We start from the raw sequence: 17,973 nt of genomic DNA, 5'->3' as shown, positions 1-17,973 counted from the left end.
GGTCAATTCAGCTTATGGTGCCATCGACCGGGGCCTACGGGAAACGCCACCTGCGGCCACGGCCAGTCGCAGTTCACGTCGCTGCCCGGAATCGAGCACATCCGGCCAGAACAGCAGGCGCCGGCGGCGCCGATCCTCACGCCAGAGCAACAACAGCCATGGGCCACGCACGACCAGCTGGGGTGCATCGGCGTCCTGCCCGGCCACCTGCAGCGGCTCAGGTGGTAGCGGCAGAAGCACCTGCACGCGTGGCCTACGCTGGCGCCAGGCCAGTTCGGCCAACCCGATGACCCAGGCCAGCACCACCGCGGGCATCAGCAGCCGTGAAGGCAGATCCGATGCACGCAGCAGCCAGGGCGCAGCCAGCAGCACCGCCAACTGGGCGGCAGCCTGCAGCCGCGAGGGGCGCCACTCAAGGCTTGAGGGCGAGGATCTTCTGCATGAGGGGGATCGCGTGCGCATGTGGACAGGCCTCATAGCCCATGAACCAGCGCCACAACTTATCGTCCTCGCAGTCGAGCAGGAACAGGAAAACTTCGCGCTCTTGGGTCGGCGCAGTGCTCCATTCGTGGTCCAGGTAGCGACCGAACAGCTGGTCCAGCTCACGCATGCCGCGGCGGCAACGCCAGCGCAGCTTCTTCAGCAGAACGTCTTCTTCCATCATGTTTCTCCAGATACAGCAAAGCCACGCATGGCGTGGCTCTACTGGGGTGGCACAGCCACGCGTGGCGTGGCTCTACCGGGTACAGCCAGGCCTGATCAGGCGCGGCGTTCCATCATCAGCTTCTTGATCTCGGCGATCGCCAGCGCCGGGTTCAGGCCCTTCGGGCAGGTCCGGGCGCAGTTCATGATGGTGTGGCAGCGGTACAGCTTGAACGGATCTTCCAGATCGTCCAGGCGCGCACCGGTGTCCTCATCGCGCGAGTCGATGATCCAACGGTAGGCCTGCAGCAGGATCGCGGGGCCCAGGTAACGCTCGCCGTTCCACCAGTAGCTCGGGCAGCTGGTCGAGCAGCAGGCGCACAGGATGCACTCGTACAGGCCGTCCAGCTTCTTGCGGTCTTCCGGCGACTGCAGGCGCTCACGGTCCGGCGGTGCCGGGGTCTGGGTGCGGATCCACGGCTTGATCGAGGCGTACTGCGCGTAGAAGTGGGTCAGGTCCGGAACCAGATCCTTGACCACGTTCATGTGCGGCAGCGGGTAGATCGGCACTTCCTTCTTGCCGCAGTCCGAGATGGCTCGGGTGCAGGCCAGGGTGTTGGTGCCGTCGATGTTCATCGCGCACGAACCACAGATACCTTCGCGGCAGGAGCGGCGGAAGGTCAGGGTCGGGTCGATCTCGTTCTTGATCTTGATCAGGGCGTCCAGGACCATCGGGCCACAGGCGTCCAGATCGACTTCATAGGTATCGGTGCGCGGGTTGCTGTCGTCGTCCGGACTCCAGCGGTAGATCTTGAAGGTGCGCACGTTCTTGCCGCCGTTCTTGACGGGGAAGTGCTTGCCCTTCGTGATCTTGGAATTCTTGGGGAGTGAAAACTCGGCCATGGCTGCTCTCGTTGGCTCAGGCGGCCCGCGCCCGTGGGCGCGGATTGCATGGTAGGCGGGGTCGGATCAGTACACGCGCGGCTTCGGCGGCACCACGGACACGTCGTCGGTCAACGTGTACATGTGCACCGGACGGTAGTCGAAGCTGCACTTGCCCTTCTCGTCGACGCTGACCAGGGTGTGCTTCTGCCAGTTGACGTCGTCGCGGTCCGGATAGTCCTCGTGCGCATGCGCGCCGCGGCTTTCCTTGCGCTGTTCGGCCGAGTTGATCGTCGCCACCGCATTGAGCAGCAGGTTGTTCAGCTCGTAGGTCTCGATCAGGTCCGAGTTCCAGACCAGCGAACGGTCGGAGACCTTCACGTCCTGGAACGAGTCGAAGATCTTGTCCATCTTCTCGCAGCCTTCCTTCAGCGTCTGGCTGGTGCGGAAGACCGCCGCGTCGGCCTGCATGGTGCGCTGCATGCGATCGCGGATGACCGAGGTCGGGGTATCGCCGTTGGCGTGGCGCAGCTTGTCCAGCAGGCCCAGCGCCTTGTCGCAGGCATCGGCCGGCAGCGGCTTGTGCGATGCGCCCGGCTTGATGGTCTCGGCGCAGCGGTTGGCCACCGCACGACCGAACACGACCAGGTCCAGCAGCGAGTTCGAGCCCAGTCGGTTGGCGCCGTGCACGGACACGCAGGCCGCTTCACCGATGGCGTACAGGCCCGGCACCACGGCATTGTCGTTGTCGCCGACCTTCTGCACCACTTCGCCGTGGTAGTTGGTCGGGATGCCGCCCATGTTGTAGTGCACGGTCGGGATGACCGGGATCGGCTGCTTGTGCACGTCGACGCCGGCAAAGATGCGGGCGCTTTCGGCGATGCCCGGCAGCTTGTCGTCGATCACGCCCGGGCCGAGGTGGGTCAGGTCGAGCAGGATGTGGTCCTTGTGCTCGCCGACGCCGCGGCCTTCGCGGATCTCGATGGTCATCGAACGGCTGACCACGTCGCGCGAGGCCAGATCCTTGTAGTGCGGCGCGTAGCGCTCCATGAAGCGCTCACCGCTGCTGTTGCGCAGGATGCCACCTTCACCGCGGACACCCTCGGTGATCAGGCAGCCGGCGCCGTAGATGCCGGTCGGGTGGAACTGCACGAACTCCATGTCCTGCATGGCGATGCCGGCACGCATGGCCAGGCCGCCACCGTCGCCGGTGCAGGTGTGCGCCGAGGTGGCGCTGAAGTAGGCACGGCCGTAGCCGCCGGTGGCCAGTACCACGCCCTGGGCGCGGAACAGGTGCAGGGTGCCGTCGGACATGTCCAGGGCCAGCACGCCGCGGCAGGCGCCTTCGTCGTCGAAGATCAGGTCGAGCGCGAAGTACTCGATCATGAAGCGCGCATCGTGCTTCAGCGACTGCTGGTACAGGGTGTGCAGCATCGCGTGGCCGGTACGGTCGGCCGCCGCGCAGGTACGCTGCGCCGCCGGGCCTTCGCCGTACTTGGTGGTCATGCCACCGAACGGACGCTGGTAGATCTTGCCTTCGGCGGTGCGAGAGAACGGCACGCCGTAGTGTTCGAGCTCGATGATGGCCGGGATGGCCTCACGGCACATGTATTCGATGGCGTCCTGGTCGCCCAGCCAGTCCGACCCCTTGATGGTGTCGAAGAAGTGGTAGCGCCAGTCGTCTTCGCCCATGTTGGCGAGTGCGGCCGAGATACCGCCCTGGGCGGCAACGGTGTGCGAACGGGTCGGGAAGACCTTGGTCAGGCACACGGTCTGCAGGCCCTTGGCGGCCAGGCCGAACGTGGCGCGCAGGCCGGCGCCGCCGGCGCCGACCACGACCATGTCGTACTTGTGTTCGGTGATCTTGTAAGCGGACATCTAATCTGGATTCCTGTGTAGGTGCCTGGGCTCAGGCAACGCCGAGGGCGATGCGGCCCACCGCAAACACACTGACGATCATGCCGAGCACGGCGACGAACTTCACCGCGGTCTGCAGCACCAGGGCCAGCAGCGATTCGTGGATGTAGTCTTCCAGCACGACCTGCATGCCGAGCTGCGCGTGCCAGAACATGGCGATCAGCAGGCCGATCAGCGGCACTGCGTTCCACGGCTTGGCCACGGCGGCGGCGGCGGTCGCGTAGTCCGAGCCCAGCAGGCCCAGCACGAAGACCAGGAACCAGATACCCAGCACGACCAGCGCGGCGGCAGTCAGGCGCTGATGCACGAAGTGCTCGGTGCCGGTCTTGGCCGAGCCAAGGCCACGCACGTTCTTCAACGGGGTACGGAACTTGCTCACGCGGCACCTCCGAACATCACATAGGCCCACACCAGCAGGGTGATCACCAGGCTGCCGGTGACCGACAGCCAGCTGCTGCGGATGAAGGCGGGGATGCTGAAGCCGATGGCGAAGTCCTGCACCACATGGCGGATGCCATTGCAGAGGTGATAGGCGAACGACCATGTCCACGCGAACAGGAACACGCGGCCATACCAGGCCCCGGCATGGCCGGTGAAGCAGTTCCAGGACTCGGGCCCCATCATCAGGGCCAGCAGGCCGGCGGCGATGATGAGGGCACCAACAGACAGAAAGACGCCAGTGGCTCGATGCAGGATCGAGGTGGCCATCTGAATCTGCCAGCGATACACCTGAAGGTGCGGGGAAAGTGGGCGTTGTCTGGTCGCCATTCGCTGGGCTCGTTGTCTCGGCTGGGCGGCACACGGCCGCGTTGGCTCAATGCTGATCAGAAATCGATGCAGCGTCCGTTTTTCTCCCAATCGCCATACCGCACCGGATCAAGTCCGCCGCGGCCGCCGAATTCCTCTGCTTTTTCCTGTTCCACGGGCACGGGTGCCGCGGGGACCAGCGGGGCTTCAGATTCGTCGTCGGGAGTGGGGGTTGTTTGGCCTATCATGTTCGGTCTCGCAACGCACAAATTTTAGACCTCGTTCACGTGCCTGACAACCTGCCCCCTGCTTTCGTCGGATATCCGCGCCTGCCCGGCCACCAGCTGCTGAGCCTGCAAGGCCCGGATGCGGCTGTCTTTGCCCACGCCCAGTTCAGCAGCGATGTCACCGCCCTGCCCCTGCAGCACTGGCAGTGGAGCGCCTGGCTGAGCGCCAAGGGCCGCACCCTGGCGGTGTTCCAGCTGCTTCGGCTGGCCGAAGACCATGTGATGCTGGTGCTGGCCGACGGTGATGCCGATGCGATTGCGTCGCAACTGCAGCGCTTCGTGTTCCGCCGCAAGGTGAAGGTGCAGGTGCGCAGCGATCTGGCCGTGGCCGGTGCGTTCACTGCGCCCGAAGCCGCCAGCGGCGCTGCGATTGCGCAGACCGCAGGTGACGGCTGGGAACTGGACCTGGGCAGCGACGCCCTGCCGCGGACCCTGCGCATTGGCAGCGCCGATGCCTTCGCCGCCGGCAGTGAAGCCGATGAGGCCGCTTTCGCACTGGCCTGGCGCCAGGCCGATCTGCGCTACGGCCTGCCCCGGCTGCAAGAAAGCCAGCGCGAAGTGTGGACCCCGCAGCAGCTGGGGTTGGACCGCCTGAACGGTTACAGCGTGAAGAAGGGCTGCTATCCCGGCCAGGAAATCGTCGCCCGCACCCACTTCCTCGGCAAAACCAAGCGCGCGGTGCAGCTGCTGCATACCGCGGCACCGGCGCAGGCCGGCGATGGCGTGCAGCAGGATGGCGCAGCGCTGGGCACGATTGCCTGCGTGGCCGGCGACCTGGCACTGGCGGTGCTGCCGCTGGAAGCCAGCGACGCTGATCTGCAGGTGGGTGATGCGATCGCGCAGCGCATGCCGTTGCTGGATGGCCTGGCGCGCTGAGCCCGGTGAATGAAGGAATGGTAGTGCCGGCCGCTGGCCGGCAACCATGCATGGTTGAAGTTGCCGGCCAGCGGCCGGCACTACCCGTTACAGGCGCTCGCCGGATTCCGGGTTGAAGAAGTGCAGGCCCTGCGGGTGGATCGCCACGCGGATCTGCTCGCCCACCGCCGGCAGCGACTGCGGCGCCACGCGCATGGTCAGCGCGTGCTGGCCACTGCTCAGGTTGACGAAGATCTCGTTGCCGACCGGTTCGATGCCTTCAATGCGTGCGGCAAATGCATGCGCATCATCGGCACTGGCCGGCTGCAGGTGTTCCGGGCGCACGCCCACCGCGATCGGCTTCTGCAGCCACGCCGGATCGATCGTGGCCTGGCCCAGCGGTGCCCGCCATTCGCCGTCGACCAGGGTCACGCCACCGGCATCGCCCTGCAGCGTGCCACGCAGCACGTTCATCGCCGGGCTGCCGAGGAAACCGGCCACGAACAGATTGGCCGGGCGGTCGTACAGCGCCATCGGCGTATCGATCTGCTGGATGATGCCGTCCTTCAGCACCACGATGCGCTGGCCCAGGGTCATTGCTTCAACCTGGTCGTGCGTCACGTAGATCATGGTGGTGCCCAGCTTGCGATGCAGCTGCGCGATCTCGGTACGCACGCTGTGGCGCAGCTTGGCGTCGAGGTTGGACAGCGGCTCGTCCAGCAGGAACACCGCCGGCTCGCGCACCAGTGCACGGCCCAGCGCAACACGCTGACGCTGGCCACCGGACATCGCCTTGGGCAGCTTGTCCATCATATCGGTCAGGCCCAGGGTCTGCGCTGCTTCGGCGATGCGCTTGTCGATGGTCGCCTTGTCATGCCCGCGCAGCTTCAGGCCGAAGGCCAGGTTCTCGGCCACGGTCATGTGCGGATACAGCGCGTAGCTCTGGAACACCATGGCGATGTCGCGATCCTTTGGCGCCACGTCGTTGACCACGCGGTCACCGATGGTCAGCGTGCCGCCGCTGATCTCCTCCAGGCCAGCCACCATCCGCAGCAGGGTCGACTTGCCACAGCCGGACGGACCGACCAGCACCATCAGCTCGCCATTGGCGACCTCGAAGCTGGCGTCCTTCACCGCGACCTGGCCGTTGTCATAGACCTTGCGCACACCCTGCAACTGCACTTTTGCCATATCACCTATCCGGTCCGCCCGAAGCCGGGCTGTCTTTTGGGACTGCCTCGGCCCTCCCGATGGCAGTGATGATTGCGCGCCTGCCGCATGACGGCGAGCACTGCAATCGAATACAGTTGCCCATTCTGCCATGTAAACGTTTTCACGTGGCACTATCCGATGATCGGTGCGCACCGATCTGCGTCGGCGGTTGAACGAAGGTTCCGCCGAGGCAGTGGTTTCGAATGGAACGGTCTTCCGCTACCCCGGAGATCGCACCTGACGAACCTCGGACAGGCAGTTGCGCGGATGTCCCCCGAACCCAGCCATGAAGCGATTGACAACGATGTCACCCGGATCTGAAACTCGAGCGATGCACGACACCCTCTTCCTGTTCGGTGCCACAGGTGATCTGGCCCAGCGCTACCTGTTCCCTTCGCTGCTTCGCCTGCTTGGCGACGGCCTGCTGCCGGAGGACTTCCGCATCCGTGCGCTGGCCCTGTCCGGGCATGACACCGAAGCCTTCCATGACATCCTGCGGCCGCGCCTGCAGCAGGCCATGCCGATGGCCACGCAGGACGACATCAGCGCCCTGCTGCGCCGCATCGACTATCGTTCGGTGGACCTGCGCGACGTCGACTCGGTTGCCGCCGCGGTCTCCGACCTGGTGCACCGCAAGTGCGTCAGCTACCTGGCCATTCCGCCGGGCCTGTACATCTCCACCTGCGAAGGCCTGGCCAAGGGTGGCGCCCTCGCCGCACCGGCACGCCTGATGCTGGAGAAGCCGATCGGCAGCGACAGCGAGAGCGCCGAGGAAATCATCAGCACCATCGGCCAGTGGATCGACGAGGACCGCGTGTTCCGCCTCGACCACTACCTGGGCAAGGCCGCAGTGCAGAACCTGATCGCGCTGCGCTTCGGCAACACGCTGCTGGAAGCGGTGTGGAACCGCAACTACATCGAATCGGTGCACATCCTTGTGGCCGAGAGCGAAGGCGTGGATGGCCGCGACGCCTACTACGCCCGCTCCGGCGCGCTGCGCGACATGGTGCAGAGCCACATCCTGCAGCTGCTGTGCATGGTGGCGATGGAGCCGCCGGCCTCGCTGGAAGCCGACCGCATCCGCGACGAGAAGGTCAAGGTGCTGCGCGCCCTGCGCCCGCTCGATGCCAGGCACGCCGCGCGTGACAGCATCCGTGGCCGCTACACCGCCGGTACCATCAACGGCCAGCCGGCCCAGGCCTACCAGCCGCCGGAAGGCAGCGACGTGGAGACCTTCGCCGGGGTCACCGCGCATATCGACAACTGGCGCTGGAGCGGCGTGCCGTTCCACCTGGTCACCGGCAAGCGCCTGCCCGAACGCACCACCCGCGTGGTGGTCACGCTGAAGCCGGTCACCCACTGGCTGTTCGAGCGCCCGCAGCGCGCGCAGGCCGCACCGAACCGCCTGGTGTTCCAGCTGCAGCCGCAGGAAAACATCGAACTGGGCCTGATGAGCAGCCTGGCCGGCCCGGAATGGGGCGCGCTGGAGCTGCATCCGCTGGAACTGGAACTGTCGGTGCCGACCGGTCTGCACCGCCGCATCGCCTACGAACGCCTGTTCCTGGATGCCTTCAACGGCAACCACACGCTGTTCGTGCGCGATGACGAAGTGCGCGCCGCCTGGGCGTGGATCGACAGCGTCGCCGACGCCTGGAAGGATGCCAAGCTGCCGCTGGAACCCTACCCCGCCGGCCAGTGGGGCCCGGCCAACGCGGGCGAGTTCCTGCCGCAGGGCGTGGACGCGCCGGACAGCGGAGCGTCGGCATGAGTGCCAGCTCGCAGCCGGTGCTGGTCGCCGACATCGGCGGTACCAACGCCCGCTTCGCCCTGGCCGACACCTCGCAGGACGCACCGCTGCAGAAGGACAGCATCCGCGAGTACGCGGTGGCGGAGTTCCCGTCGCTGGGTGATGCCGCGCGCCACCATCTGGAACAGATCGGCGCCACGGCCAGCCGCGGCGTGTTCGCGGTGGCCGGTCGCGTCGACGGTGACGAAGCGCGCATCACCAACCACCCGTGGGTGATCTCGCGCAGCCGCACCGCCGCCATGCTCGGCTTCAACGAACTGCACCTGATCAACGACTTCGCCGCACAGGCGATGGCGATTTCGCTGCTGCAGCCCGATGACGTGGTCCAGGTCGGCGGTGCCGCCTGGGTGCCGGGCAAACCCGGCCAGCCGCGCAACTACGCGGTGATCGGGCCGGGTACGGGCCTGGGTGTCGGTGGCCTGATCCTGCGCCACGGCCGCTGCTACCCGCTGGAAACCGAAGGCGGCCATGTCAGCTTCCCGCCGGGAACCCCGGAGGAGATCCGCATCCTGGAGATCCTGTCCGAACAGTTCGGCCGCGTCTCCAACGAGCGCCTGATCTGCGGCCCTGGCCTGGTCAACATCCATCGCGCGGTATGCGAGATGGCCGGCATCGATCCGGGCCAACTGCAGCCGGTGGACGTGACCGCCCGCGCCCTGCACGGTGACCCGCAGGCGATGCGCACCGTCGATGTGTTCTGCGCCGTGTTCGGCGCCATCGCAGGCGACCTGGTGCTGACCCAGGGCGCGTGGGACGGCGTGTTCCTGACCGGCGGGCTGACCCCGAAGATGCTCGATTCGCTGCAGCACTCCGGGTTCCGCCAGCGCTTCGAACACAAGGGCCGCTTCTCCTCGATCATGGCGCGGGTGCCCTCGTTGGCCGTGATGCACCCCCACGCCGGACTGCTGGGCGCCGCCGCCTATGCCGCCGACGCCGAACGTGACGCACCTGGAGTTGCCGCATGAGCCCCACCACCTTCCACGACGACCGCATCGAGTTCATCCAGCACGGCGATGCCGATGGCTGGATCGAGGCGGTGGCCGCCGAGATGGCGCAGACCCTCAACCACGACATCAACGAAGTGGGCCGCGCCCGCATCCTGTTGTCCGGCGGCACCACGCCGGCACCGGTATACCAGGCGCTGGCCGAACTGGACGTGCACTGGGACCGCGTGGAAGTGAGCCTGGCCGATGAGCGCTGGCTGTCGCCGCAGGATCGCGACAGCAATGCCTGGCTGGTGCGCGAGAATCTGCTCAAGCGCGCCGAAGGTGCGCATTTCGATCCGCTGGTGCGCATCGGCAAGCCGCTTCCGGAATGCGTGTACACCGCCAACCTGCAGGCGCAGCACAGCCAACCGCCGAGCCTGGTGGCGCTGGGCATGGGCAACGACGGCCACACCGCCTCGCTGTTCCCGGGCTCGAAGGACCTGGCCCGCGCACTGGAAAGCACCCTGCCCTACGCGGCGCTGGATGCCACCGGCTGCCCGGGCGCGAACCAGTGGCCGCTGCGCATCACCCTGACCCCGCACGGCCTGCGCCAGTGCCGCCAGCGTCTGCTGCTGCTGCGCGGCAAGCAGAAGCTGCAGGTGCTGCGCCAGGCGCTGGACAGCAACGATGCCCAGCAGTACCCGATCCTCAATGCGATCAACCTGGAAGGCGCGCGCCTGCGCGTCCACTGGGCTGATTGATGTTGGCGGCGGCGCTGTGCCGCCGCTTGCCTCTCGCCACCACGAACGCCGGTAGCCAATGAGCCTCCATCCGCAACTGCAAGCCATCACTGAGCGTGTCATCCGCCGCAGCGCCGCCTCGCGCGCCGCCTACCTGGCCGCGATCGACGCCTCCCTGCGTGAAGGCCCGTTCCGCAGCCGCCTGAGCTGCGGCAACCTCGCCCACGGGTTCGCCGCCTGCGGCGGCACCGACAAGAGCCGCCTGCGCGGTGGCGTGACGCCGAACCTCGGCATCATCACCGCCTACAACGACATGCTGTCGGCGCACCAGCCGTTCGAGACCTATCCCGAGCAGATCCGCGAGATCGCCCGCGAGCTGGGCGCCACCGCACAGGTGGCCGGCGGCGTGCCGGCGATGTGCGACGGCGTCACCCAGGGCCGCGGCGGCATGGAACTGTCACTGTTCTCGCGCGATGTGATCGCGCAGGCCACCGCGATCGGGCTCAGCCACGATATGTTCGACACCACCGTCTACCTCGGTGTGTGCGACAAGATCGTGCCGGGCCTGCTGATCGGTGCGCTGGCCTTCGGCCATCTGCCGGCGGTGTTCGTGCCGGCCGGCCCGATGACCCCGGGCATCCCGAACAAGCAGAAGGCCGAAGTGCGCGAGCGCTATGCCGCTGGCGAAGCCACCCGCGAAGAACTGCTGGAAGCGGAGTCCGCGTCGTACCACGGCGCCGGCACCTGCACCTTCTACGGCACCGCCAACTCCAACCAGGTGCTGCTGGAAGCGATGGGCGTGCAGCTGCCGGGCGCCTCGTTCGTCAACCCGGACACGCCGCTGCGCGACGCCCTGACCCGTGAAGCCACCGAGCGCGCGCTCGACATCACGGCGCTCGGCGACGACTTCCGCCCGTTGGGCCGGATCATCGACGAGCGCGCGATCATCAACGCGGTCATCGCACTGATGGCGACCGGCGGCTCGACCAACCACACCATCCACTGGATCGCGGTGGCGCGTGCGGCCGGCATCGTGCTGACCTGGGACGACTTCGACGAGCTGTCACAGCTGATTCCGCTGCTGGCCCGCGTCTACCCGAACGGCGAAGCCGATGTAAACCGCTTCGCCGCAGCAGGCGGCCCGGCCTTCGTGTTCGGCGAACTGATCAAGGCCGGCCTGATGCACGGCGACCTGGTCAGCGTGGCGCGTGGCGGCATGGCCGACTACGCACGCGAACCGCAGCTGCGCGACGGCCAGCTGGTCTACCTGCCGGGCCTGGAACGCAGCGCCGATGACGAAGTGGTGCGTGGCGTCGACAATCCGTTCGAGCACCAGGGTGGCCTGCGCCTGCTGCGCGGCAACCTGGGCAAATCGCTGATCAAGCTGTCGGCGGTGAAGCCGCAGTACCGCACGATCGAAGCACCGGCGGTGGTGGTCGATGCGCCGCAGGTGTTGAACAAGCTGCATGCCGGCGGCCTGTTGCCCGAGCATTTCGTGGCGGTGGTGCGTTACCAGGGCCCGCGTGCGAACGGCATGCCAGAACTGCATTCGCTGGCACCGCTGCTGGGCCTGCTGCAGAACCAGGGCCGGCGCGTGGCGCTGGTCACCGACGGCCGCCTGTCCGGCGCCTCGGGCAAGATTCCTGCGGCGATCCATGTGACGCCGGAAGCGGCGCGGGGTGGTCCGCTGGCCAAGGTTCGCGAGGGCGACATGATCCGCCTCGATGGCGAGGCCGGCACGCTGGAAGTGCTGGTGGACGCAGCCGAATGGGCTGCACGTCCGCTGGCGCCGAACACCGCGCCTGCCGCGCATGATCTGGGCCGCAACCTGTTCGCGATCAACCGTCGTGTGGTGGGTCCGGCCGACCAGGGGGCGATTTCGATTTCGTGCGGGCCGGCGGCGGCTGATGGTGGGCCGTGGGAGTACGACGCGGAATACGAGCTGGGGCACGATGCGGCGGCAGCGGCGGCGCCACATGAGGCGAAAGACGCCTGAAGCGAAAAGCCGCGGCAGGCTTCCCGGCTTGGGCAGTAGAGCGCCCTGGCCGGGACACGCCGTAAACCCATCCATGGGGGCTCGATCGCGGCATCCATGCCGCTCACGGTCCCGGCCAGGGCGCTCTACTGCCCTTGGACAATTCCCGGCGCGTCATTTGCGCTGCGGCCACTGAATCAAGAAGAGCAAAGGCAAGGGCAAAAGCATGGGTATCGAACAACATCAGGTGAAGGCGGCGGAGCTGTTGCGTGCGGCGGGCATCCTGCCGGTGGTGACGATTCATACGCTGGACCAGGCGCGTGCGGTCAGCGCGGCGCTGCTGGAAGGTGGTTTGCCGGCGATCGAGCTGACCCTGCGTACGCCAGTGGCAATGGAAGCGCTGGCGATGCTCAAGCGTGAGCTGCCGGATGTGGTGGTGGGTGCGGGCACGGTGCTGACCGTGGAGCAGATGCAGCAGTCGATCGATGCGGGCGCGGACTTCCTGGTGACCCCGGGTACGCCGCCGGCGCTGGCCGATGCACTGGCCGCTGCGCCGCTGCCGGTGGTGCCGGGTGCGGCAACCCCGACCGAGCTGCTGTCGCTGTACGCGCGCGGCTTCCGCGTGTGCAAGCTGTTCCCGGCCACGGCCGTGGGCGGGCTGGCGATGATCAAGGGCCTGGCCGGCCCGGTCGCCGACCTCAAACTGTGCCCGACCGGTGGCATCACCGAAAACACCGCCGCCGAATACCTCGAGCAGAAGAACGTGGTCTGCATCGGCGGTTCGTGGATGGTGCCGGGCAACTGGATCGCCGACGGCGAATGGGACAAGGTGCGCGCCAGTGCCGCAGACGCCGCCAAGATCATCAAGCGCGTGCGCGGCCACTGAGCCCGGCAAAGGGGTAGAGCCGCGCCCACGCTCGGCTCCGGCATCATCAGGGGTCAGAGCCCTTTCCCACCGGGAAAGGGATCCGACCCCGGGCGACGAGCGCGCACAGCGCGCGACCCGCTCCTGCTCTTCCTTCTTCATTCCGCGGTGGACGCGCACGGAACCTGTCCGTGGCCCTGCGGAGGGATTGCGCAGGGGCGTAAGCGCCATGGATGGCGCGCCCGAGCCTCCAGGGATGGATCCACGGCGTCCCCTGCGCAATCCCTCCGCAGGGCCAACCCCACGAATCCTGCCGCACACCGCGAGGGGCTCAGCCGTTGGCCGAAACCCTTACAGCGGCCGTGCCGGATCCACCAGCCCGTACTGGCTGGCCATCCGCGCCAACGCGATGTTGTCGTGGATCCCCATCTTCTCGAACAACCGCGCCTTGTGCGTGTTCACCGTCTTCGCACTCAGGCTCAGCCGCCGCGCGATGTCTTCCTGGCGCAGGCCCTGGGTCAGCAGCAGTGCCACTTCCAGCTCGCGCGGTGACAGGCTGTCGAACGGCGAACCGTTGCCTTCCACCGTCGACAGCGCCAGGTTCTGCGCGATGCTGGTGCCCAGGTAACGGCGGCCACCGGCCACGTCACGCACCGCGCGCAACAGCTCCTGCGCATCGCAGCCCTTGCCGATGTAACCGGCGGCGCCAGCCTCGAGCAGCCGCTTCGGCAGCGGGCCATCTTCCAGCACCGACACGATCACCACGCGGGTATTGCGGTGGCTGCGCACGATGCGCTCGGTCACTTCCATGCCGCTCACACCCGGCAGGTGCAGGTCACACAGCACCACATCGGGCAGCAGCTGGCGGACTTCACGCAGCGCGTCTTCGCCGGTCTCGGCTTCGCCCACCACCTCGATGTCGGTTTCCCCCGACAGAATCATCTTCATCCCGGTGCGGACCAGCGCGTGGTCATCCACCAGGTAGACTCGAATCGTCATTCACGTACCTCTTCGAATGCGGCCATTGCAGGTCAAGCTAGGCAGGGTGCCGATACCCCTGCAAGCGCGTTCGGAATGCGACCCCGGCAATCTGCCTTGCGCATCACACTACCGCGCGTTGTGCTTGCCCCCTGTCTTGCAGAACCTGCTGCAACGAAACAACTGATCTATCACGTAGACGTCCCTCAAGGGCCATCCACGTCAATCCCCCTGTGATGATGCTTCGCTGGCCTTCGCTGGCGGCGAGCCGTGACGTCGCCATGGGTGCCGGCGACTGAACATGACCAGATAGCACCCTACCACCCAAACCAGCGCGGCACACCATCCGGCCAGGATATCGGAGGGGTAATGCACCCCCAGGTAGACCCGGGACACGCTGACCAGCAGGCTGAATGCCGGTGCCAGCAGCAGCACCGGCCAGCGCCAGCGGGTGTTCCAGGCCAGCAGCACCAGGGTCACTGCCAGGGTCATCGAGCCCATCGCATGGCCGCTGGGGAAGCTGAACGTCGATTCCGGCGCGATCGATTCCCACAGGCTGGGGCGCTGGCGCTGGAAGAAGTGCTTGCTGCCCATGTTCAGCAGCGCAGAGCCGACGAAGCTGACCGCCACGAAGGTCGCCTCGCGCCACCGCCGGTAGCCCAGCAGCACGCCGATGATCAGCACGTCGGCCGGGATCAGGAACCATTCGTAGCCCAGTCTGGAAATGAGCACGAAGAAGCGGTCCAGCAGCGGCGAATGCAGGCCATGCATCTGCCACAGCAGCGGCGCATCGAAATGGAACGATTCAAACTCGTGCACCTCGTCAGCCAGGGCGACGAAGCCGGCCAGCGGCAGCAGCACGCCACCGAACAGCAGGACCAGGCGCCAGGCATTGCGCGCCATCCAGTGGCGGAAGCCGGAGGCGGACTCCGGTGCAGCGAGGATCGCAGGCTTATCCGGCGCTTCGGACATACTTGTGTTCGACGTAATCGTCGATCAGGGCGACGAATTCCTGGGCGATGTTCTCGCCACGCAGGGTCACCTTCTTTTCGCCATCGACGAACACCGGCGCTGCAGGCGTTTCACCCGTGCCGGGCAGCGAGATGCCGATATTGGCATGGCGCGACTCACCCGGTCCGTTGACGATGCAGCCCATCACCGCCAGGGTCATGTTCTCCGCACCCGGGTGGTGGATCTTCCACAGCGGCATCTTCTCGCGCACGTGGTTCTGTACCACCTTGGCCAGCTCCTGGAAGAACTCGGAGGTGGTGCGGCCGCAGCCCGGGCAGGCCGTGACCAGCGGCGTGAAGGCGCGCTGGCCGGTGGTCTGCAGCAGCTCCTGGGCGACGATCACTTCCTGCGTACGCGACTGGCCCGGTTCCGGGGTCAGCGAGATGCGGATGGTGTCACCGATGCCCTCCTGCAGCAGCACGCTCAGCGCCGCGGACGAGGCGACGATGCCCTTGCTGCCAATTCCGGCCTCGGTCAGGCCCAGGTGCAGGGCGAAATCCGAGCGCTGGGCCAGGTCGCGGTACACCGCGATCAGCTCCTGCACGCCACTGACCTTGGCCGACAGTACGATGCGGTCGCGCGGCAGGCCGAGCTCCACCGCCTGCTCTGCCGAATCCAGCGCCGAGCGGATCAGCGCCTCGCGCAGCACGCGGCCGGCGTCCCACGGCTGCTCACGCAGGTTGTTCTCGTCCATCAGCTTTGCCGCCAGGGCCTGGTCCAGCGAGCCCCAGTTGGCACCGATGCGCACCGGCTTGTTGTAGCGGATCGCGAACTCGATCAACTGGGCGAACTGCAGGTCCTTCTTCTTGCCGAAGCCGACATTGCCCGGGTTGATGCGGTACTTGGCCAGCGCTTCGGCACAGGCCGGTTCGGCGGTCAGCAGCTGATGGCCGTTGTAATGGAAGTCACCGATCAGCGGCACGTCGATGCCCATCATCGCCAGCTTGTCGACAATGCGCGGGATCGCCGCAGCCGCTTCCACGGTATTGACGGTCAGCCGCACCATTTCCGAACCCGCACGCCACAACTCGGCCACCTGCTTCACGCTGGAGGCCACGTCGGAGGTATCGGTGTTGGTCATCGACTGCACCACGACCGGCTTGCCTCCGCCTACGGTGACCCCGCCGATCTGGACGGCATGGGTCTGGCGGCGGGGCCAGGCAGTGGCATCGGAAGGGGGCGTCGGGCGGGTAACGGCGTCGTGCATGGGCGCATTCTACCGCCCGCCTCCGCATTCCGGGTGACTCGCATTCAGCCGGCGGCACGGCTGCGGCCGATTGTCGCAGGCACGGTCACGCGTGAACGCATACGATGAACGTGAATGACCGGTCCCGACGCCCCGTTTCTCCGAACCCTGTGCAGCCTGCGCTGGCTTGCCGTAGGTGGCCAGGCCGCCACCATCCTGGTTGCCACCTGGGTGCTGGGCCTGCCGTTGCCGCAACTGCCATTGTGGGCGGGCGTGGCCGTGCTGACCCTGTTCAACATCTACACCCAGCTGCGCCCGGAGGCGGCCGACACCGCGCCACTGACCGCGTTCGGCCACATTCTGGTGGACGTGATCATCCTGACCTGGATGGTGGGCTGGAGTGGCGGCATGGCCAACCCGTTCAGTTCGCTGTTCCTGATCCTGATCGCGCTCGCCGCGTTCGCCCTGCCCCTGCGCTGGGCACTGGCGGTGGCGCTGGCCTGCCTGCTCGGCTACGCCGCCAGCGGCATCTTCGGCCAGTCGCTGCCGGATGGCTATTTCCGCGCCCAGGACCTCAACCGCTGGGGCGTGGTCGCCAATTTCCTGATTTCCGCAGCGGTCGTGCTGACCTTTTCCACCCGCCTGGCACTGGCGCTGCGCCAGCGCGAACTGGAACTGTCGGCCCTGCGCGAACGCTTCGCCCGCAACGAGGGCATCGTCGCCCTGGCCACCCATGCCGCCTCGGTGGCGCATGAACTGAACACGCCGCTGGCGACCATGACCCTGCTCGCCGATGACGTCGCCGAGCGCAGCGAAGAGCCCGAAGTACGCGAAGACATGGAAACCCTGCGCGAGCTGCTGGTGCAGTGCCGCGAGCGCGTGCTGGCGCTGGCCGCACCGGCCTCGGCCGATGCACCGGGTCGCAGCCACTCCAGCGCCCAGCAGGTATTGGAACAGTGGCGCCTGGTGCGGCCGACCATCGACCTGCATCGCAATGACGATGCGCCGCTGCGGCTACCACTCGACCCGGGCGTGGGCCATCTGCTGATGGTCCTGCTCAACAATGCCGCCGATGCCGGCGAGCAGGCCGGCCGGCCGCGCGTGGACCTGGACCTGCGCATCGAAGGCGACGACCTGATCGGCGAAGTCCGCGACTACGGCCACGGCTTCGACGCCCGTGCCGCGGTGCTGCCGGGCAAGCTGTTCGGCAGCAGCAAAAGCGAGGGCATGGGCGTCGGCCTGGCCCTGTCCCATGCCACCATCGAACGCCTCGACGGCGAGATGTGGATGCGCCCGGCCCAGGGGGCCGGCAGCCGCGTCGGCTTCCGCCTGCCGCTGACCCCACGTGAGGACACCCCATGAGCCTTCATCACTCCACCCTGGGCCTGCTGGTCGACGACGACGAGCTGTACCTGCGTACCCTGCAGCGCAGCCTGGCCCGCAAGGGGCTTGAAACGCAGACCGCACAGGATGCCGCCAGTGCGCTGGCGCTGGCCCGCCAGCATCCGCCGGCGTTCGCGCTGATCGACCTGAAGCTGGGCAGCGATTCCGGCCTGGCACTGATCCAGCCGCTGCGTGCCCTGCGCGCGGACATGCGCATCCTGCTGGTGACCGGCTATGCGAGCATCGCCACCGCGGTGGAGGCGATCAAGCTCGGTGCCGACGACTACCTGCCGAAGCCGGCCACGGTGCCGATGATCCTGCGCGCGCTCGGCGAGGAAGACGACGGCCCGGCCGATGATGGTGAAATGGAAGTGCCTGATGCGATGACGCCGATCAGCCGCCTGCAGTGGGAACACATCCAGCAGGCGATGCACGAGACCGGCGGCAACGTGTCCGCAGCCGCCCGCCTGCTCGGCATGCACCGGCGTTCACTGCAGCGCAAGCTGGCCAAGCGGCCGAGCCCGGAACGCGATCCCAGCCGTTGATCGCCGGACCCGTCC

19 protein-coding genes are annotated in these 17,973 nt (G+C 67.1%); 8 read left to right on the top strand and 11 right to left on the bottom strand.

All coding sequences use genetic code 11. The features are described 5' to 3' along the window. Positions 1 to 12 precede the first annotated feature (12 nt). The 7 genes from ACMZ91_RS18970 to ACMZ91_RS18940 form a co-directional block, all read right to left on the bottom strand. Positions 13 to 462, bottom strand: coding sequence for a hypothetical protein (locus ACMZ91_RS18970; protein WP_414577854.1), 450 nt, complete (start codon positions 460 to 462; stop codon positions 13 to 15). Continuing rightward, positions 413 to 661 (bottom strand): FAD assembly factor SdhE, encoded by a 249-nt coding sequence (locus tag ACMZ91_RS18965; RefSeq protein ID WP_414577852.1) that lies wholly within the window; start codon positions 659 to 661, stop codon positions 413 to 415. Before ACMZ91_RS18965 ends, ACMZ91_RS18970 begins: the two co-directional genes overlap by 50 nt. A gap of 98 nt (positions 662 to 759) precedes the next feature. After that, complete coding sequence (locus tag ACMZ91_RS18960) at positions 760 to 1,545, bottom strand: succinate dehydrogenase iron-sulfur subunit (protein ID WP_005409079.1); 786 nt, start codon at positions 1,543 to 1,545, stop codon at positions 760 to 762. Positions 1,546 to 1,611: 66 nt separating this feature from the next. Next, on the bottom strand, positions 1,612 to 3,402 hold the full coding sequence (gene sdhA, locus ACMZ91_RS18955) for a succinate dehydrogenase flavoprotein subunit (RefSeq protein WP_005409078.1): 1,791 nt from the start codon (positions 3,400 to 3,402) through the stop codon (positions 1,612 to 1,614). 31 nt (positions 3,403 to 3,433) lie between these two features. Further along, positions 3,434 to 3,820: a succinate dehydrogenase, hydrophobic membrane anchor protein gene (gene sdhD / locus ACMZ91_RS18950; protein WP_005409077.1), complete on the bottom strand. Its 387-nt coding sequence runs from the start codon at positions 3,818 to 3,820 to the stop codon at positions 3,434 to 3,436. Further along, positions 3,817 to 4,209, bottom strand: coding sequence for a succinate dehydrogenase, cytochrome b556 subunit (sdhC, locus tag ACMZ91_RS18945; RefSeq protein ID WP_005409076.1), 393 nt, complete (start codon positions 4,207 to 4,209; stop codon positions 3,817 to 3,819). The genes sdhD and sdhC overlap by 4 nt, the downstream gene beginning before the upstream one ends. A 56-nt stretch (positions 4,210 to 4,265) precedes the next feature. Then, positions 4,266 to 4,436, bottom strand: a complete 171-nt coding sequence (locus ACMZ91_RS18940; RefSeq protein WP_005409075.1) for a DUF1674 domain-containing protein — start codon at positions 4,434 to 4,436, stop codon at positions 4,266 to 4,268. 39 nt (positions 4,437 to 4,475) lie between these two features. On the opposite strand from ACMZ91_RS18940, the gene ygfZ reads away from it, so the two are divergent. After that, a complete protein-coding gene (gene ygfZ, locus ACMZ91_RS18935; protein ID WP_414577850.1) occupies positions 4,476 to 5,351 on the top strand; it encodes a CAF17-like 4Fe-4S cluster assembly/insertion protein YgfZ in 876 nt (291 codons plus the stop codon). Between the two features lie 87 nt (positions 5,352 to 5,438). On the opposite strand, the gene ACMZ91_RS18930 is transcribed toward ygfZ, so the two are convergent. Continuing rightward, the gene (locus ACMZ91_RS18930) at positions 5,439 to 6,521 is read right to left on the bottom strand and encodes an ABC transporter ATP-binding protein (RefSeq protein ID WP_414577848.1); all 1,083 of its coding nucleotides are present in this window, start codon (positions 6,519 to 6,521) and stop codon (positions 5,439 to 5,441) included. A 352-nt stretch (positions 6,522 to 6,873) separates the two neighbouring features. On the opposite strand from ACMZ91_RS18930, the gene zwf reads away from it, so the two are divergent. From zwf to eda, 5 genes are all read left to right on the top strand, one after another. Beyond that, a complete protein-coding gene (zwf, locus tag ACMZ91_RS18925) occupies positions 6,874 to 8,310 on the top strand; it encodes a glucose-6-phosphate dehydrogenase (RefSeq protein ID WP_132809814.1) in 1,437 nt (478 codons plus the stop codon). Next, a complete protein-coding gene (glk, locus tag ACMZ91_RS18920) occupies positions 8,307 to 9,314 on the top strand; it encodes a glucokinase (RefSeq protein WP_049400948.1) in 1,008 nt (335 codons plus the stop codon). The genes zwf and glk overlap by 4 nt, the downstream gene beginning before the upstream one ends. Further along, complete coding sequence (gene pgl, locus ACMZ91_RS18915) at positions 9,311 to 10,036, top strand: 6-phosphogluconolactonase (RefSeq protein ID WP_012510707.1); 726 nt, start codon at positions 9,311 to 9,313, stop codon at positions 10,034 to 10,036. The genes glk and pgl overlap by 4 nt, the downstream gene beginning before the upstream one ends. A 58-nt stretch (positions 10,037 to 10,094) precedes the next feature. Then, complete coding sequence (edd, locus tag ACMZ91_RS18910; protein ID WP_049460642.1) at positions 10,095 to 12,011, top strand: phosphogluconate dehydratase; 1,917 nt, start codon at positions 10,095 to 10,097, stop codon at positions 12,009 to 12,011. Positions 12,012 to 12,216: 205 nt separating this feature from the next. Beyond that, on the top strand, positions 12,217 to 12,876 hold the full coding sequence (gene eda, locus ACMZ91_RS18905; protein WP_032128859.1) for a bifunctional 4-hydroxy-2-oxoglutarate aldolase/2-dehydro-3-deoxy-phosphogluconate aldolase: 660 nt from the start codon (positions 12,217 to 12,219) through the stop codon (positions 12,874 to 12,876). Positions 12,877 to 13,206: 330 nt separating this feature from the next. Here eda and ACMZ91_RS18900 read toward each other — a convergent pair whose 3' ends face one another. The 3 genes from ACMZ91_RS18900 to ispG form a co-directional block, all read right to left on the bottom strand. Beyond that, positions 13,207 to 13,854 (bottom strand): response regulator, encoded by a 648-nt coding sequence (locus ACMZ91_RS18900; RefSeq protein WP_004153112.1) that lies wholly within the window; start codon positions 13,852 to 13,854, stop codon positions 13,207 to 13,209. 201 nt (positions 13,855 to 14,055) lie between these two features. Further along, positions 14,056 to 14,805, bottom strand: coding sequence for a phosphatase PAP2 family protein (locus ACMZ91_RS18895; RefSeq protein WP_032128858.1), 750 nt, complete (start codon positions 14,803 to 14,805; stop codon positions 14,056 to 14,058). Beyond that, positions 14,786 to 16,051, bottom strand: coding sequence for a flavodoxin-dependent (E)-4-hydroxy-3-methylbut-2-enyl-diphosphate synthase (gene ispG / locus ACMZ91_RS18890; RefSeq protein ID WP_032128857.1), 1,266 nt, complete (start codon positions 16,049 to 16,051; stop codon positions 14,786 to 14,788). Before ispG ends, ACMZ91_RS18895 begins: the two co-directional genes overlap by 20 nt. A 114-nt stretch (positions 16,052 to 16,165) precedes the next feature. On the opposite strand from ispG, the gene ACMZ91_RS18885 reads away from it, so the two are divergent. Both ACMZ91_RS18885 and ACMZ91_RS18880 read left to right on the top strand, forming a co-directional pair. Then, complete coding sequence (locus ACMZ91_RS18885; RefSeq protein ID WP_032128856.1) at positions 16,166 to 17,392, top strand: ATP-binding protein; 1,227 nt, start codon at positions 16,166 to 16,168, stop codon at positions 17,390 to 17,392. After that, positions 17,389 to 17,958 (top strand): response regulator transcription factor, encoded by a 570-nt coding sequence (locus ACMZ91_RS18880; RefSeq protein WP_012510702.1) that lies wholly within the window; start codon positions 17,389 to 17,391, stop codon positions 17,956 to 17,958. Before ACMZ91_RS18885 ends, ACMZ91_RS18880 begins: the two co-directional genes overlap by 4 nt. The last annotated feature ends 15 nt before the right edge of the window (positions 17,959 to 17,973 follow it).

Source organism: Stenotrophomonas sp. FR024 (assembly GCF_047500745.2).
GTDB lineage: Bacteria > Pseudomonadota > Gammaproteobacteria > Xanthomonadales > Xanthomonadaceae > Stenotrophomonas > Stenotrophomonas maltophilia_A.
The sequence above is the reverse complement of the archived record's forward strand: the minus strand, read 5'-3'. Positions and strand labels throughout refer to the sequence as shown.

Excerpts from the sequence above, each read along its gene's own strand:
- ACMZ91_RS18970 (WP_414577854.1), bottom strand. The coding sequence starts at position 462 with ATGCGCACGCGATCCCCCTCATGCAGAAGATCCTCGCCCTCAAGCCTT.
- eda (WP_032128859.1), top strand. The coding sequence starts at position 12,217 with ATGGGTATCGAACAACATCAGGTGAAGGCGGCGGAGCTGTTGCGTGCG.
- sdhA (WP_005409078.1), bottom strand. The coding sequence starts at position 3,402 with ATGTCCGCTTACAAGATCACCGAACACAAGTACGACATGGTCGTGGTC.
- ACMZ91_RS18940 (WP_005409075.1), bottom strand. The coding sequence starts at position 4,436 with ATGATAGGCCAAACAACCCCCACTCCCGACGACGAATCTGAAGCCCCG.
- ACMZ91_RS18900 (WP_004153112.1), bottom strand. The coding sequence starts at position 13,854 with ATGACGATTCGAGTCTACCTGGTGGATGACCACGCGCTGGTCCGCACC.
- pgl (WP_012510707.1), top strand. The coding sequence starts at position 9,311 with ATGAGCCCCACCACCTTCCACGACGACCGCATCGAGTTCATCCAGCAC.
- ACMZ91_RS18885 (WP_032128856.1), top strand. The coding sequence starts at position 16,166 with ATGACCGGTCCCGACGCCCCGTTTCTCCGAACCCTGTGCAGCCTGCGC.
- zwf (WP_132809814.1), top strand. The coding sequence starts at position 6,874 with ATGCACGACACCCTCTTCCTGTTCGGTGCCACAGGTGATCTGGCCCAG.
- ACMZ91_RS18965 (WP_414577852.1), bottom strand. The coding sequence starts at position 661 with ATGGAAGAAGACGTTCTGCTGAAGAAGCTGCGCTGGCGTTGCCGCCGC.
- ACMZ91_RS18960 (WP_005409079.1), bottom strand. The coding sequence starts at position 1,545 with ATGGCCGAGTTTTCACTCCCCAAGAATTCCAAGATCACGAAGGGCAAG.
- ACMZ91_RS18930 (WP_414577848.1), bottom strand. The coding sequence starts at position 6,521 with ATGGCAAAAGTGCAGTTGCAGGGTGTGCGCAAGGTCTATGACAACGGC.
- ispG (WP_032128857.1), bottom strand. The coding sequence starts at position 16,051 with ATGCACGACGCCGTTACCCGCCCGACGCCCCCTTCCGATGCCACTGCC.
- glk (WP_049400948.1), top strand. The coding sequence starts at position 8,307 with ATGAGTGCCAGCTCGCAGCCGGTGCTGGTCGCCGACATCGGCGGTACC.
- ACMZ91_RS18895 (WP_032128858.1), bottom strand. The coding sequence starts at position 14,805 with ATGTCCGAAGCGCCGGATAAGCCTGCGATCCTCGCTGCACCGGAGTCC.
- sdhC (WP_005409076.1), bottom strand. The coding sequence starts at position 4,209 with ATGGCGACCAGACAACGCCCACTTTCCCCGCACCTTCAGGTGTATCGC.
- ACMZ91_RS18880 (WP_012510702.1), top strand. The coding sequence starts at position 17,389 with ATGAGCCTTCATCACTCCACCCTGGGCCTGCTGGTCGACGACGACGAG.
- edd (WP_049460642.1), top strand. The coding sequence starts at position 10,095 with ATGAGCCTCCATCCGCAACTGCAAGCCATCACTGAGCGTGTCATCCGC.